Raw genomic sequence first — 14,782 nt, 5'->3', positions numbered from 1 at the left:
TCTGTTAAGGATTCAAACCGGATGGCTGAAACGTTGTTCGATGATGCCGCCGCCCAGACACACTTCCCCGTCGTAGAAGACGGCGGACTGGCCCGGGGTCACCGCAGCCTGCTTCTCGTCGAAGATGACCCGGATGGTCAGATCGTCGATGGGCTGGATCAGGCAGGGGATATCCTGCTGACGGTAGCGGGTCTTGACGGTGCAGCGACGCGGTTCGCGAATGGGAGTGCGATCCACCCAGTGCAACTGGCTTGCAATCAGGCCATCGGAGTAGAGGCGGGGATGCTCGCCCTGCGCCACCACCAGCACGTTGCGCTCGACCTCTTTGTCGACCACATACCAGGCCTCTTCGGTGGCATCCTTTCGACCACCGATACCGAGCCCCTTGCGCTGGCCCAGGGTGTGATACATCAGACCCTGATGCTCGCCGATCACCTTGCCATCCACGGTCTCGATTTTACCGGGCTGGGCGGGCAGGAACTTGGCCAGGAAGTCCTTGAACTTGCGCTCGCCGATAAAGCAGATGCCGGTGGAGTCTTTCTTCTTGGCGGTAATGAGATCCAGCTGCTCGGCGATGCGGCGCACCTCGGGCTTCTCCAGATCGCCAACCGGGAACAGGCTCTGACCCACTTGCTTCTCGCTCAGGGTATAGAGGAAGTAGCTCTGATCCTTGTTGGTATCGAGACCGCGCAGCAGGCGCGGGTGGCCGGTGCTGTCGTCACGGCGCACATAGTGGCCGGTGGCGATGTAGGTGGCACCCAGCTCTTCGGCGGCAAATTCGAGGAACGCCTTGAACTTGATCTCCTTGTTACACAGGATATCCGGGTTCGGCGTGCGGCCAGCCTTGTACTCTTCGAGGAAGTGCTCGAACACGTTGTCCCAGTACTCGGCAGCGAAGTTGATGGTGTGGAGTTTCATCCCCAGCTTGTCGCAGACGGCCTTGGCATCAGCCAAATCCTGGGCGGCAGAGCAGTACTCGTCCGTGTCGTCTTCTTCCCAGTTCTTCATGAACAAGCCTTCGACCTGATAGCCCTGCTGCTGGAGCAGGTAGGCCGAGACGGAAGAATCCACGCCGCCGGACATGCCGACGATCACCTTGATTTGGCTGTTGTCTGTCATTAGTCGAAGTTACCAGTTCGTTTAAACGGGGCGTATTCTACCAGAGTTTTGCGCCCCCGGTCACATCTCCATGCTGTCGTTCCCATCAGGAGCCTGATAGCAGGAAATCGTTTTTCTGTTATTGGCCAGCTCGGCCGTAAAAGAGTGTCAAATGGCCTCAAATAAAGGCCTTGAGCGCCGACAGCGGCAGGCGGGTGCCAGCCAGATAGTCCTGAATGCACTGCCATACCAGCGGGCTGCGCAGGGCTGGTTTGCACTCGGCGATCTCCTCCAGGGTGAGCCAGTGACAAGCCAGCACATCGCCGTCAGGATCCTCTGGATGGTGCTGACCGGGTGCTTTTTCAAGGTCGAAAATCAATGCAGTCCGTACAAAGGTGGCCTCACTGTCAGCCGGTTTGAAGAGATAGGTACCAAGCCAGGCGGTCGGCGTGGCGGTCAGACCCGTCTCCTCTTTGAGCTCGCGGCAAGCCGCTTCAAGCAGGTTTTCCCCCGGCTCCACATGGCCGGCGGGTTGGTTGAAACGGCGCTGGCCTTTTATCTCCTCTTCCACCACCAGAAAGCGCCCCTGCCACTGCACCAGGGCGGCGACCGTCAGGCGCGCCTCCATGCGGGCGTGGCTGGTGGCTGATTGCTCTGCCTGATTGCTCATCATGACTCCTTGTCGTTGCTATCGGGATTGCCCGCACGGGCGGGCCTACGTGCCGTTCCTCGCCCGCTGCTGCGGGGTTTGCCGCCGGTCGGGTTTGAAGTTGAACGCTCGGTTGGGTGAGTGCTGCGGGGGCGCTCGTCCCGTCTCGGCTGGCTGGCCCGCCGTGGCGCATCCCCTGCCGGTTTGGCCGGTTTGGCGGTATGAGCGCCTGAACGGGATGAGGAGGGACGCGGGCGGCTGCTGGAGCTCGGCACCAGCTCGGGTACGGGCAGGCTGCGGCTCTCGCCGGGGGCCAGACCATCCAGGGTCCAGTCGCCGATGGCGTAGCGAATAAGGCGCAAGGTGGGGTGGCCGATATGGGCGGTCATCCGCCGCACCTGCCGGTTGCGTCCCTCGATGATTTTGATCTCCAGCCAGCTGGTGGGGATCTCCTTGCGCTCGCGAATGGGCGGATTGCGCGGCCACACCGCAGGTTCATCCATGATGCGCGCCCCGGCGGGCAGGGTCATACCGTCGTTGAGCTCCACCCCGGTGCGCAGGGCGGCCAGTTTCTCCTCGCTCGGAATGCCTTCTACCTGCACCCAGTAGGTCTTGGGGGTCTTCTCCCCCGGCTGGGTGAGGCGCGCCTGCAGCTTGCCATCGTTGGTGAGCAGCAGCAGCCCCTCGCTGTCGCGATCGAGCCGCCCTGCGGCATAGATGCCGGGCTCTTTGATGTAATCCTTGAGGGTCTCGCGGCCCGCCTCGTCGGTGAACTGGCAGAGCACCATGTAGGGCTTGTTTAGCAGCAACAGCTTGCGATCCGCCGGTGCCAGCTCCGGTTTGCGGGGGGAAACATGGCGGGGTGCGGCTGGTTTGGCCGCCGTGCGCGGGGCGTTATCGCGCGGCGTACGGTTGACAGAGAGACGGGAGCGGGGAGATTTCATCGGATACACACTTCAGACAGACGATGGCAGCGAGTGTACCACAGGGTGCTGAGGGCAGGATGAATGGCTGGCGTTACAGCAAGCAGCGCCCAGAGCCAATTCGCCTAGCTTAACAGGCTCTCGACGACGATAGCCTGACGGGCGGGGGCCGAGCCTGCCTGCAAAAGGGCGTGGCTGACCACATCGTCGATCATCGCCTGCGCCAGTCGGGTGAGGGGGCGCAGGGTCTCCCGTCCGCTACCAACCGGCACCGCCAGCAGAATAACGGTCTGCACCGGCCCGATTTGAGAGCCCCACTCAATGGGCTCCTTGCAATTGAGCAGAGTCAGCGCTGGCTGGCTGATCCCTTCGCTCAATACATGAGGCATGGCAAGGCCGGGGCGGATGATGGTGGCCGAGACCTGCTCGCGCCGACTGATCGCCTCCTCCAGCGCGGCTCTGTTGCTGACCAGCTCGGCGGGCAGCAGATCGATCAGATGCTCGAGCGCTTCGGCTTTGGTCAGCGGTTCGGGGCTGTAGGCCAGCTGGCGCAGGGCAAAATGGTAGTCGGGCAGAGCGTTGGTCAGTCGCAACTCCGCCAGCGCGGCGGTGCGCGGGCGCACCAGCGGTTGACCCAGCTCCCCGCACCAGCAGGTAAAGGCCATGTGGGCCAGTTCGGCATCGCACCCTTCAATTTGCAACTGGCAGAGATCGCCGGGCTGGGTGGCGAGGGTCAACAGGGAGAGCTGGTTGCTGGCGGCAACGGTCTGGCGCCGGGTGAGGTTGGCGCAGCGGATGGTGGATTTGAACATCCCCGCCAGCCGGTTCAACTGCTTGGCCTGGGTGATGCTCAACCCCTGCTGGCAGTAGAAGGTGATTTCACGGGTTAGCATCAGACCGGGATCGGCAATCCCTTGAGTACGCCCATGGCATCCAGCAGCACGGTTTCCAGGGTCACCTGATGAATGGCGCAGCCGAGAAAGCGATCTTTCTGCTCAATCTCGATATCGGAGGCAATCAGCACCAGATCAGCGCTGGCAATATCGCGGGCGGTCAGCATGTTCTCCATGCCCATGGCGCCTTGAGTTTCGACCTTGATCTTGAGCCCCAGGGTGGTGGCTGCTTTTTGCAGGGCATCGGCAGCCATATAGGTATGGGCAATACCGGTCGGGCAAGCGGTGATGGCAACGATCTTCATCAGATATCTGTGATGCAGGCAAGTGGGAGCAACAAGATAGCGCTGGCGGGCTGGCTTTACCAAAAGTCCATACGAAAAGTGGGATCTTGATGGGGATATGCCTGCCCCTTGAGCGGCAGCGCAGGCTCATGTCGGGCCCATCGGGTGTCTGGTTGCGCCAAACAACAAGGGCCACCCGTGTGGGTGGCCCTGAACAATCAACGACAATCTGCAGGGGATCAGGCGGTCTGGCCGGCCAGCGCTGCGGCTTTCAGCTCGCGCTTGATACGGCGGATCTTGCGCTCTTCGGCCACGGCCACACAGGCCATCAGCACCAGACAGGCGGCAGCAGCCATGTCGAGGGCGGCGAAGGTGCCTGCCCAGCCAGTCAGACCGAAGATGGGGGTACCATCGGCGATCATGCCCAGACCCAGTTTGGCGAAGCTGTCACCGATCAGATAAGCAAAGGTGCCCTTGACCCCATCGGCTACGCTGATGCCCTGTTTGGGGACGAAGCCCACGGCGGCAACGCCGATCAGCAGCTGCGGACCAAACACCAGGAAGCCCAGCAAGAACAGCGAACCCAGGAACATGAATGGGGTAGTGGCGTGCTGATAGAGACCCAGGGTGGCAATGATCAGCGCCAAGGCGACGCAAGCCACCAGACCACGACGGCCATTGGCCAGATCGGAGAGATAACCCCACATCAGGGTGCCGACCAGTGCGCCCACTTCAAAGAAGGTAAAGCCCTGAATCGCCACCTCTTTGGAGAAGCCCAGCTCCTGGTGAGCGTAGACGGTGGACCACTGGTCGATACCGATGCGCACCACGTAGAGGAAGATGTTGGCAAAGCAGAGCAGCCAGATCACTTTGTTCAGCAGCACGTACTTCACGAAGATCTGCCCCTTGGTCAGCTGCTGCTCTTCGGTGGCGATATCTTCTTCGCTCGCCACTTCGTCAAACAGCTCTTCCACCTTGCCCAGACCATAGGCTTCCGGTGAATCGCTACCAAAACGCAGGCCGATAAAGCCGACGATCAGCGCGATGATGGACGGGAAGATAAACATGCCGAGCACATTGCCATCAAACAGGTAGTTGGCACCGAACAGCGCCACACCGGCCGCACCGGCACCGCCCACGTTGTGGGAGAGGTTCCACATGCCGAGGTAAGTGCCGCGCTTGTTGCGAGGGGTCCACTTGGTGATGGTGGAGTAGCTGCAAGAGCCACCACAGCTTTGGAAGAAACCACTGGCTGCGTAGAAGAAGATCATCAGGTAGAGGCTAAAACCTGTGCCACCCATGCTGGCACTGAAGCCCAGCATGCAGAGGGCGGAGAGGATCAGCATCAGCGGCAGGAACTGCTTGGTGTTCTTGCCATCGGCGTAGTAGGAGACGACTGTCTTGCCCACCCCGTAGGTGATGGAGAAACCAAGGCCGATCATGCCAAGCTCGGTCATCGACAGACCGTACTCCTGGATCATGTCATTTTGCGCAATGTTGAAGTTCTTGCGGATCAGATACATGGTCAGGTAGCCAATAAATACAACCAGATAGGATTGCATAAAAGGCTTGAACCAGAGCTTGCGCCGGGCTTCGACCGGCAGGTCGAGGGTCGGAACCCGGACCTGTTGGAGCAATTTCAACATCTTCGTTCATCCTCTGCGAGATAGACGGTATTTCCGCCGCGCCCCTCATTTGTAGATAAATTGTTTGAGGTCACGCCACGGAAGGGGAACCGAAAGTCAGATCCTGCCAGTTGGTGCTGCGGCCGACTCTCCATCCATATAAACCCGGGCCCGGCACGGGATGATGGGGCTGGTTGCCCATCGTGGTGCGGGTCACGACATCAGGTGAGGTGACTCTAATCAGAGGGGCAGAAAATGGCTTGAGAGCCATCCCTAGTGGCACTAGGAAAATTTCCTAGTTTTTGCGCTTTCGCGGAAAAAGCGTGAGAAACATCACACAGTGAACGCCAAAGTGCTGCCATGTCAGCCAGTTTGCTGCGCCGTGCGAGCCCTTGGTTGCGAGGCGTGAGGGAGAGACACAAGGAGAGGAGGGCGAAGCGAGAAGCGAGGTAGGCGGGGTCATCGACCCCTGTTTCGTGGGGGCGGAGCAGGGGAAAGCTGGCCGCCAGCCGCCGTGAGAAACCAAGAGGCCACCCCGTGGGGTGGCCTCCTGTTATGCGTTACGAGTAGTGATTGCGCGGGGGGACTCAGGCCGCTTTGGCCAGGGTCACCTCGTCACTCTTTTTGATCCGCAGTTTTTTCAGAGCTACCGCCACCACACCGGTGACGATGGCACCGCAGACCATGCAGAGCAGTGCCAGCAGCGGCTTGTTGACCGCACCCAGCAGGGCCACGATGGGGCCACCGTGGGCGACGCTGTTGGTGATGCCAAACAGGAAGGCCATCACCGCAGCGGTCATGCTGCCCAGAATGTTGGCCGGGATGACGGCCAGCGGATCACGGGCGGCGAACGGAATCGCCCCTTCGGAGATCCCCACCAGACCCATGGCACCGGCGGCTTTGCCCGCTTCGATTTCAGAGGCATCGAAGATACCCAGCTTGCGACCGAGCACGGTAGCCAGCGACATGCCAAGGGGCGCAGCCGGGATGGCGCAAGCCATGGCACCCATAAACTGGGTCTGACCGGAGGCAATCATACCGACGGAGAACAGGAAGGCCACTTTGTTGACCGGGCCACCCATATCAAAGCCAGCCATACCCCCCAGCACGATGCCCAGCAGCACCAGACTGCCGCCGCTCATGGAGAGCAGCATGGCGTTGAGGCCTGTCATCATGTCGGCAATCGGGGCGCCGATGATGAAGATAAAGACCGCAGCGATAAACAGGGAACCGACGATGGGGGCGATCAGGATCGGCACCAGCGGCTGCACCATCTTGTGGTAGTGACGGGTGGCAATCCAGCGCACCAGATAACCGACCAACAGGCCCGCGATGATGGCACCGATAAAGCCGGTTCCGGCGTCAGCGCCGTAGAAGCTGCCGTTGTTGGCGATCCAGCCGCCGATAAAGCCAGGGGCCAGCGCCGGACGATCACCGATGGCGTAGGCGATATAGCCCGCCAGAATGGGGATCATCAGGGTAAAGGCGGCTACGCCCACGTTGAGGATCTGGTTCCACATGCTCCCTTCCGGGATCTGCATGCCGCTCGGGGTCGGGTTGCCGCCGATGGCCAGTGCCAGCGCAATCAACAGACCGCCGGTCACCACGAACGGGATCATGTGGGAGACGCCGTTCATCAGGTAGCGATAGAGATCGGAACTGCCGCCCGAGCTCTTCTCTTCACCCTTTTTATCTTCTTTGCCAGCAACATAGGCGGGGGCTTTCAGTGCCTGCTCGATCAGACCCTTGCCATCCTTGATGGGGGCCTTCACGCCGGTTTTGATCAGCGGCTTGCCAGCGAAGCGGGCCATGTCCACCTGCTTGTCACAGGCGACCACGATGGCGGTGGCGCGGGCAATCTCGTCCGCGGTCGGGCTGTTCTTGACGCCGATGGAGCCGTTGGTCTCCACCTTCACCTCATAACCCAGCTCGCGGGCAGCGCGCTCCAGCGATTCGGCCGCCAGATAGGTGTGAGCGATACCGGCGGGGCAGCCAGTGACACCGATGATGAAGCCTTTGCTGGTGGTCGGGGCTGCACTCTGCTCCTCTTTCTTGGCCAGCAGCAGCGCCAGCGCGTCGGCCGGGGTTTTGGCCGCCAGCAGTTTGGCGATAAAGCCCTCTTCGATCAGCTTGCCGGAGAGCTCGGCCAGCACCTCGATATGGTGATTGGCGCCACCATCGGGGGAGGCAATCATGAAAAAGAGGTGGGACGGCTTGCCATCTTCGGCGCCGTACTCGATGCCGTTGCGGCTGATGCCGATGGCGACCGCCGGGTTGCTCACCGCCGCGCTCTTGGCGTGGGGCAGGGCCACGCCCTCCTCAAAACCTGTGTTACCCAGCTCTTCGCGGGCCCACAGATCCTTGATAAAGGCCTGCTCGTCGCTGACCCTGCCTTGCGATGCCAGCAGGCGGGCCATCTCGGTGAAGACCTCTTCCTTTCGCGTCGCTTTCAAATCGAGGTTGATCAGATGTTCATTGATCAAGGTGGTGATCATGGCGCTCTCCCCGCTTCCGGTGACGGAAGCTATGCGTGAGTACGTATCGACGTACTGGATAAAAATGACCTGGCTATTATCGCGGTTCGTCCGCCCTCGCCCTATCGGACAAATATGCCAATCACTGGATTTTTGTGCGCAGCAAAACACGATGTGATGAAGATCCCGTTTTCAGGCAGGACTCGCTATTTTCAGGCGGTATTTACTTTTCTTTTTAAAAACAAATGATTGAGGCTTTTTGTGGCATGGGTGGAGGTTTGTTATGGGTAATATCAATAAATTAATCCCTATCTGGTGATGGATTTTTATGTGGTGAACCAGAATAAAGTAGTGTGATCTTCATCACGCTAACCCCTGTTTTTTTTCGACGTGATTAGGATTTTTATGCGCCTGCTGGCCGGGGGGAAGTGGTAAGCGCTATCTATCAGATTTTTCGTCTAAAATCGGTACAGACGTAACCTAATTGCAGGTATCTACCGGAGGCTGGGCTGATGTTTAATTTTAAAATCAAAGCAGAATTACTCGCATGTCAAACGCAGTTGGCCCAGGCCCACTCCTTTATTGATGCCGTCAAAAAGGGGGTGGCAACCATCAGTTTTACCCCGCAAGGGGTTATCCTCGAGGCTAATCCGCTGTTTTTAAGTGTGGTGGGTTATAGCGAGCAGGAGGTGGTTGGCAAACACCATCGGATGTTTTGCGACGCCCACTATGGGCAGTCGACCTCTTACTCGCAGTTTTGGCAGCAACTGGACCATGGCGAGACCCACAGCGGCATTTATCAGCGTTTTGATAAGCAGGGGCGAGAGTTGTGGCTAGAGGCGACCTACTTCCCGGTCAAGGTTGATGGCAAGGTGATCAAAGTGGTCAAGATTGCCGCTGATATCACCGAGAGTTACATCCAGCTCAGCCGTCAGAAAGCCATCGCCTCAGCCCTCGACCGTTCTCTGGCCATTATCGAATTCACCCCCAAAGGTGACATCATCACTGCCAATCAGAATTTCCTCTCCTGCGTTGGTTACTCGTTATCACAACTCAAAGGACAGCATCACAAGCTGTTTTGTGACGACAGTTTTTATCGGGAACAGCCCCATTTTTGGGAGGATTTGGCCCATGGTCAGCTCAAATCGGGTCTCTTTTTACGCCGGGACAGTCATGGTAACGAGCTCTGGCTGGAGGCAACCTATAACCCCATCAAGGATGAGTCGGGCAAGGTGATCAAAGTGGTCAAGTTTGCCAGTGACGTGACGGAACGGATCAAACGGGCCCAGGCGGTCAGTGAAGCGGCCCGTATCGCTCACACTATTTCTAAAGAGACCACCCAAGCTGCATCGACCGGTTCTGATCTGCTCAATGCCTCGGTCGCTCTCTCGAGTGCTATTTCGGAGCAGGTAAGCAAAACCTCAGCTTTGATTGGTCAGTTAAATGAGCAGTCAAAAAGCATAGAGGCGATCGTTTCCACCATTAGCAGCATTGCAGAGCAGACCAACCTGTTGGCACTGAATGCGGCCATTGAAGCCGCGCGGGCCGGAGATCAGGGCCGTGGTTTTGCGGTGGTGGCCGACGAAGTACGGCAACTGGCGGCTCGCACCTCGCTCTCTACCGGCGAGATTGCCGCAGTGGTGCAGAAAAACCGCGAGTTGACCGCCCATATCACCAGCAATATCGATGAAGTGGCCAGTAGAGCATTACGTGGCAAGGAGCAGATTAGCGAGGTGAGCAGTGTGATGGCCCAGATTGAGCAGGGGGCCATCAGTGTCACCGAAACCGTATCCAACTTGGCCATAGATTCTTGAGTGGTATTGGTTGTCGAGTAAAGGCACCGTTGGGATTATCACTCCATCGGTGCTTATTTCTTGTGCACTTGATATGTGAATCTGAACCCCTCCTGTATCGTCCCTCCATTGTGAATTGTTCTGGTTTGACCTCTTGATTAGGCTTGCCGCCTCATTAATTTTGGAGCAGGAACAGAACAAGATGGCATTACAACAGAAAGGGCGGGCAATGGCCCTGCTGGTTATGGTCGCGAGCATGGGTCTGGGCGGCTGTATGGGGCAGATGGGGCTTTCTGGCATGGTCACCAAGGGCAACCTGAGCGTGGTGGATAACCGCTACGGCCGTGCCGGGGTTTTCGTGTTGCTCGCCCCTGTCTATGGTCTGGCGGCTACCGGCGATCTGTTCGTATTCAATACCATCGAATTCTGGACTGGCAAAAACGTCATCACTGGCAAGTCGCCAGCGCTGGTCGACATGCGTGCCAACTCGGTGATCAAGGTGAACCAGCATCTGGACCCGGCCCTTAAAAAGGTGCCGTTGGCCATGCTGCCGCAGGGTGTGCGCGAAGTCGAAATCAGCTATCCCAACGCACAAAGCGCCGAAATGAAGCTGCATTATCTGGATGGCAGCATCGGCATGATGCGCGGCGAGAAGCGTGGTGAGATGCTGGATATCTATTTCGATGGTCAGCTGGTCTCTACCATGACTCAGGATCAACTTGAGCAGATCCGCACCGCCGCGTAAACGGCTGAGATCTTCAGGTTGGTACTCAAAACGCCCCGCAACTGCGGGGCGTTTTGCATTGGGTCTAGTCCGGCTGCTTGCGATGGGGCGGGGTGAGGATCAGCCCCAGCAGGCGGCGCAGGTGGGTGAGCTGCTCGGTCAGCTGGACGTTGAGCCAGAGGTAGCCATTAATGGCCGCCTCGGTGTTGGGGGGCAGCGACACCTGCATCGCCACCTCCTGCAGGCGGGCGATGGCGGCATCCGCGCCGCGCCCGTCGCCGGTTTGCATCATCAGGGCGAGCTGGCTGATCACCTCCTCGGTGGCCTGATGGCAAGTGTGCAGCTCGCGGGTGCTCTGCATCAGGAAGTGACTCTGGCGATCGTTCCAGTAGGTGTTGGCCAGCATCTCCAGGGTACAGAGGGTGTTGCGCATGGTGACCTGCACCGCATCAAACAGCGAGATACTGTGGCGACTCTCCTTGGCCGCGGGGGCCAGCAGTGCCCGCAGTTTGCCGGTCTGGGCCAGCAGCTGGGAGAGATTGTGTTTGAGCCGCGGCCGCTCCAGCACATTGGGGGAGAGGTGGGTGTGATAGAGCCGCCCCGACTGTTGCAGGATCTGGTGCAGTTGCAGCCGCCAGTGGCTGTAGGCGCGCTGGGGATAGATGCTGCAAAAGAGCAGCGCCAGCAGGGAGCCGAGGATCACATCAGCACTGCGCCACAGCGCCATCTTTATGTCCCCCGGCATGGCTCCCATGGTGATGCCAAGGGTGATACCGATCAGCAGCCCCACATAGGGGCGCTTGCCGAGGGCCAGATAGCCGCAGAGGAACATGATGCAACCACACCAGATCAGGGTGAGCGGCATGGAGTAGATCTCCAGATAAAGTGCCACCACCCCGCAACCGGCGCCGAAGATGGTGCCCACCACCCGCTGCAGGGCACGGGAGAGCACATTGCCCCAAAACGAGATGGGCCCCATCACCACCACTAATGTGATCAGCGGCCAGGTGCTCTCCGGCAGTTGCAGTTCGCGGGTCAGCAGAAAGGTGAGCATAAAGGCGAGCGCAATGCGCAGGCCATGGACGATCCGGTAGTGGCCATAGACCAGCAGATCGAGTCGGGAGAGAGGGGCATCAAGACGCACAGTTTGCCTCGTATCAGGTTGCCGATCAGGTGTGTGACGGGGCGCCGTGTATCCGGCCGACGCCCCGTGCGGGTATCAGGCCAGTCGTCCTTGCAAGGGGTGGATCCAGACTCGCTCGCCAATGGCGATGCCGGGTTGGTCCGGCACGATTTCGATCAGGCAGTTGGCATCGCTCATGGAGCTGAGAATGCCCGAGCCCTGCGGCCCTGTGGTGCGCACCCGCAGCTGGCCGTTGCGATCTTGATGGAAGATGCCGCGCAGAAACTCGGTGCGCCCCAGGCGGCTCTTCATCTTCTCGTCCGCCAGTGCCGACAGGCGCAGCGGCTGCCACCGCTTGCCCTGCAGACGGGCGATGGCGGGCTCGACAAATTGCAGCACGCAGATCATCGCCGCCACCGGATTGCCCGGCAGGCCGAAGAAGGGGGTCTGCCCCAGCTTGCCAAAGGCGAGCGGGCGGCCCGGCCGCATCTGGATGCGCCAGAAATCGATCTGGCCGAGCTCTGCCAGCACCAGCTTGATAAAGTCGGCGTTACCCACCGAGACCCCGCCCGAGCTCAGCACCAGATCGGCGCTGGCGGCGGCCTGCTCCAGCTGCTGGCGCAGGATGCTCTTGTCATCGGGAATGATACCAAGGTCCATCACCTCGCAACCAGCGGCGCGGATCAGGGCCATCAGAGTGAAGCGGTTGCTGTCGAAGATATGGCCGGGGGCGAGCTGCTCGCCCGGTGCCTGCACCTCGTCACCGGTACTGAACAGCGCCACTTTCAGCGGGGTACGCACGCTGAGCGTGGCCTGACCGAGGGATGCTGCCAGCCCCAGCTGGGGGGCGCCAAGCCAGGTACCGGCCGGGATGGCGACCGCACCCTTGGCAAGATCTTCCCCGGCGAGGCGCACATTCTGCCCTGCCCGGATTGGGGCGGTGACGGTGACCCACTCACCTTCAATCAGCGTCTCTTCCCGCATCACCACGGTATCCACACCGGGGGGCAGCGGGGCGCCGGTCATGATCTGCACCGCCTGATCGGCCAGCACCGGCTCATGGCGCTGCTGGCCCGCCAGCACTTCCCCCACCAGTTGCCAGCGACCGGCGGCGAGGTCGTCGCTGCGCAGGCCAATGCCATCCATTGCCGAGTTGGCGTGGGGGGGCACATTGATGGGGCTCACCAGATCGGTGGCCAGCACGGCGCCGTGGCACTGGGCCAGCGGTTTATCGATGCAGGCGTTGCTCGGGGTGAGGGCTGCCAGAATGGCGTTGCGGGCCGCTTCGACCGAGAGAAATCCCTTGCCCGCCTCCGGCTCCTTGCTCTGGCAGCCGTCAAGCCAGCGGCAGACGAAGTCGGCAATGGCCGCCAGATCGTTGATATCGAGTTGCGGCAGGCTTGTCTCTACAGTCTGATCGCTGGCCAGCGCTATGATGTCCCTGTCGTCGGGGAAGAGCAGCGGTTTGCCAATTTCGGCGCGGTGCAGCTCGATTTTCGGGAAGTGCTCGTGCTTGAACCCCTCCACCAGCAGCAGATCGAGGCTGGTTTGATCGAAGCTGGCCAGTAGCTGGCGAAAGTCGGCTTCGGCCAGTTCCGTTTCGCCGTGCGTTGTTTCAGTAATGCGCGCATGGCGGCGACGGGAGGCCACCATCATCTGCTGGGCACCCGCCTTGCGCAGGCGGTAACTGTCCTTGCCCGGCTGGTCGATGTCAAAGTCGTGATGGGCGTGCTTGAGCACCCCGATGCGCAGGCCGCGATCCACCAGCAGGGGGATCAACTGTTCCAGCAAGGTGGTCTTGCCGGTGCCGCTCCAGGCGGCGAAGCCGAGCAGGGGAAGAGTGGGAGCCGTGGTCATGAGGTGACTCCTTGTTGGGGGTCGATAGCCGGGGCAAGCAGGCGGGCCTCGTAGGCGGCCAGCTCGGCAGGGCTGTTGAGATTGATAAAGGCATCCGGCTGATCGGCAAAGCTCACCACCGCCATATTGTGGCGGGCAAACCAGACATCGATTTTGCGCTCACCCTCGGCCAGCGCGGCGGTGAGGGAGGGGAGCAGGGATTTGTGCAGCAGGGCCACCACGGGTTGCAGCCAGTCGCCGTCGTGGGCCACCACCAGCTCGGTCTCTGGGGTCAGGGCGGCGCGAAAGCGGCTCATCAGATCCAGCGGCAGGGCGGGGCCATCGCAGGGGACGAACAGCACCCAGTCGTGACGGGCGGCGGCAAGGCCAGCCTGCATGCCCGCCAGCGGGCCGAGATAGTCGTTGTTGTCATCGCTGATGACCGGGGCCAGCGCCTGATAGCGGGGCTGACTGCGGTTGGCGTTGATCAGCACCTCATCCACCTGGGGGCGCAGGCGCGCCAGCACATGGTCGATTAGGGGGCGTCCCGCCAGTGCTACCCATCCCTTGTCTTCGCCCCCCATCCGGGTGGCGCGGCCTCCTGCCAGGATCACTGCTGATACGGCAACGGGATCAGAGTGGCTGTCGCTTTTTGAAGTCATGTCGCTCGATGATTTTTAAAGGGGTCGTCTCTTGCAGCTGGCCACGGGCGAGGGTCCATTGCCGCTCGCACAGGTCGGTCAATGCATTGCTCTGGTGGCTGATGACGACAAGGCCGCTGCCATGTTCCCGCAGATCTTGCGCCAATGCGGCCATCAGGGCAACCGAATGTGTGTCCAGATTGGCGGTGGGCTCATCCATCAGCAGAAAGGCCGGTTGCAGCGCCCAGGCGCGGGCCATCGCCAGCCGTTGCCGTTCGCCACCGGACAAAATGCTGATGTGCTCCCGCGCCAGCCCCTCCAGCTCGACCCGGCGCAGCGCCTCGAACACCCGGATCTCGCTGCCAAGCTGTTTATCCAGCGCCCAGGCCACGTTGTCGTGCACGGTGCGATCGAACAGATAGGGGGTCTGGTGCAGATAGGTGACCCGGCCCGGCCCGAGATCCCGCTTGAGCAGCCGGTTGAGCCGCCGTTGCCAGCGCCCCGGCAGATTGGTGTGGCCACGGGTGGGGGCGAGCAGCCCCGCCAGGATCTTGAGCAAAGTCGTCTTGCCCACCCCGTTGGCCCCGTGCAGCCAGATGGCATCCCCCGGTGCGATGGCGAGCCGGTCAATCTCGAACAGCTGGCGTTCGCCAAAGCGCATGGTGAGTTGCTGGGCGGTCAGGGCCATGGGGTACTCCTGTTGATACACAGTGGGGGCA

The 14,782-nt window shown here is 60.5% G+C and carries 13 protein-coding genes; 2 read left to right on the top strand and 11 right to left on the bottom strand.

What is annotated here, in order from left to right; translation table 11 throughout:
* Positions 1-12: 12 nt before the first annotated feature.
* From mnmA to BN4575_RS00640, 7 genes are all read right to left on the bottom strand, one after another.
* The gene (gene mnmA / locus BN4575_RS00670) at positions 13-1,119 is read right to left on the bottom strand and encodes a tRNA 2-thiouridine(34) synthase MnmA (protein ID WP_068976728.1); all 1,107 of its coding nucleotides are present in this window, start codon (positions 1,117-1,119) and stop codon (positions 13-15) included.
* Between the two features lie 157 nt (positions 1,120-1,276).
* Positions 1,277-1,768: an NUDIX hydrolase gene (locus tag BN4575_RS00665; protein ID WP_068976727.1), complete on the bottom strand. Its 492-nt coding sequence runs from the start codon at positions 1,766-1,768 to the stop codon at positions 1,277-1,279.
* Positions 1,768-2,691: a 23S rRNA pseudouridine(2457) synthase RluE gene (gene rluE, locus BN4575_RS00660; RefSeq protein WP_068976726.1), complete on the bottom strand. Its 924-nt coding sequence runs from the start codon at positions 2,689-2,691 to the stop codon at positions 1,768-1,770. The genes BN4575_RS00665 and rluE overlap by 1 nt, the downstream gene beginning before the upstream one ends.
* A gap of 104 nt (positions 2,692-2,795) precedes the next feature.
* Positions 2,796-3,563 (bottom strand): PTS sugar transporter subunit IIA, encoded by a 768-nt coding sequence (locus BN4575_RS00655; RefSeq protein WP_068976725.1) that lies wholly within the window; start codon positions 3,561-3,563, stop codon positions 2,796-2,798.
* Positions 3,563-3,868: a PTS fructose transporter subunit IIB gene (locus tag BN4575_RS00650; protein ID WP_068976724.1), complete on the bottom strand. Its 306-nt coding sequence runs from the start codon at positions 3,866-3,868 to the stop codon at positions 3,563-3,565. Before BN4575_RS00650 ends, BN4575_RS00655 begins: the two co-directional genes overlap by 1 nt.
* A gap of 218 nt (positions 3,869-4,086) precedes the next feature.
* On the bottom strand, positions 4,087-5,493 hold the full coding sequence (gene uhpT / locus BN4575_RS00645; RefSeq protein WP_042020224.1) for a hexose-6-phosphate:phosphate antiporter: 1,407 nt from the start codon (positions 5,491-5,493) through the stop codon (positions 4,087-4,089).
* A 566-nt stretch (positions 5,494-6,059) separates the two neighbouring features.
* Entirely contained in the window at positions 6,060-7,967 is a 1,908-nt protein-coding gene (locus BN4575_RS00640; RefSeq protein WP_068976723.1) for a PTS fructose transporter subunit IIABC, read from the bottom strand.
* A 491-nt stretch (positions 7,968-8,458) separates the two neighbouring features.
* Between BN4575_RS00640 and BN4575_RS00635 the strand changes: the two genes are divergently transcribed.
* A complete protein-coding gene (locus BN4575_RS00635; RefSeq protein ID WP_068976722.1) occupies positions 8,459-9,760 on the top strand; it encodes a methyl-accepting chemotaxis protein in 1,302 nt (433 codons plus the stop codon).
* 181 nt (positions 9,761-9,941) lie between these two features.
* Positions 9,942-10,484 (top strand): DUF3332 domain-containing protein, encoded by a 543-nt coding sequence (locus BN4575_RS00630; RefSeq protein ID WP_042020227.1) that lies wholly within the window; start codon positions 9,942-9,944, stop codon positions 10,482-10,484.
* 64 nt (positions 10,485-10,548) lie between these two features.
* Here BN4575_RS00630 and BN4575_RS00625 read toward each other — a convergent pair whose 3' ends face one another.
* The 4 genes from BN4575_RS00625 to BN4575_RS00610 form a co-directional block, all read right to left on the bottom strand.
* Complete coding sequence (locus BN4575_RS00625; protein WP_042020228.1) at positions 10,549-11,607, bottom strand: FUSC family protein; 1,059 nt, start codon at positions 11,605-11,607, stop codon at positions 10,549-10,551.
* A gap of 75 nt (positions 11,608-11,682) precedes the next feature.
* Complete coding sequence (locus tag BN4575_RS00620; RefSeq protein ID WP_068976721.1) at positions 11,683-13,443, bottom strand: bifunctional molybdopterin-guanine dinucleotide biosynthesis adaptor protein MobB/molybdopterin molybdotransferase MoeA; 1,761 nt, start codon at positions 13,441-13,443, stop codon at positions 11,683-11,685.
* Positions 13,440-14,084 carry a molybdenum cofactor guanylyltransferase MobA gene (mobA, locus tag BN4575_RS00615; protein ID WP_068976720.1) on the bottom strand — a complete coding sequence of 215 codons (645 nt, stop codon included), beginning with the start codon at positions 14,082-14,084 and terminating at the stop codon, positions 13,440-13,442. Before mobA ends, BN4575_RS00620 begins: the two co-directional genes overlap by 4 nt.
* Positions 14,056-14,751, bottom strand: a complete 696-nt coding sequence (locus BN4575_RS00610; protein ID WP_042020232.1) for an energy-coupling factor ABC transporter ATP-binding protein — start codon at positions 14,749-14,751, stop codon at positions 14,056-14,058. Before BN4575_RS00610 ends, mobA begins: the two co-directional genes overlap by 29 nt.
* Between the last annotated feature and the right edge of the window lie 31 nt (positions 14,752-14,782).

Source organism: Aeromonas sp. EERV15, assembly GCF_900079845.1.
Classification (GTDB): Bacteria; Pseudomonadota; Gammaproteobacteria; order Enterobacterales; family Aeromonadaceae; genus Aeromonas; species Aeromonas sobria.
This window is presented reverse-complemented; position numbering and strand designations above follow the sequence as displayed.

Coding starts and splice junctions, on each gene's coding strand:
- mnmA (WP_068976728.1), bottom strand. CDS start 1,119: ATGACAGACAACAGCCAAATCAAGGTGATCGTCGGCATGTCCGGCGGC.
- BN4575_RS00665 (WP_068976727.1), bottom strand. CDS start 1,768: ATGAGCAATCAGGCAGAGCAATCAGCCACCAGCCACGCCCGCATGGAG.
- rluE (WP_068976726.1), bottom strand. CDS start 2,691: ATGAAATCTCCCCGCTCCCGTCTCTCTGTCAACCGTACGCCGCGCGAT.
- BN4575_RS00655 (WP_068976725.1), bottom strand. CDS start 3,563: ATGCTAACCCGTGAAATCACCTTCTACTGCCAGCAGGGGTTGAGCATC.
- BN4575_RS00650 (WP_068976724.1), bottom strand. CDS start 3,868: ATGAAGATCGTTGCCATCACCGCTTGCCCGACCGGTATTGCCCATACC.
- uhpT (WP_042020224.1), bottom strand. CDS start 5,493: ATGTTGAAATTGCTCCAACAGGTCCGGGTTCCGACCCTCGACCTGCCG.
- BN4575_RS00640 (WP_068976723.1), bottom strand. CDS start 7,967: ATGATCACCACCTTGATCAATGAACATCTGATCAACCTCGATTTGAAA.
- BN4575_RS00635 (WP_068976722.1), top strand. CDS start 8,459: ATGTTTAATTTTAAAATCAAAGCAGAATTACTCGCATGTCAAACGCAG.
- BN4575_RS00630 (WP_042020227.1), top strand. CDS start 9,942: ATGGCATTACAACAGAAAGGGCGGGCAATGGCCCTGCTGGTTATGGTC.
- BN4575_RS00620 (WP_068976721.1), bottom strand. CDS start 13,443: ATGACCACGGCTCCCACTCTTCCCCTGCTCGGCTTCGCCGCCTGGAGC.
- mobA (WP_068976720.1), bottom strand. CDS start 14,084: ATGACTTCAAAAAGCGACAGCCACTCTGATCCCGTTGCCGTATCAGCA.
- BN4575_RS00610 (WP_042020232.1), bottom strand. CDS start 14,751: ATGGCCCTGACCGCCCAGCAACTCACCATGCGCTTTGGCGAACGCCAG.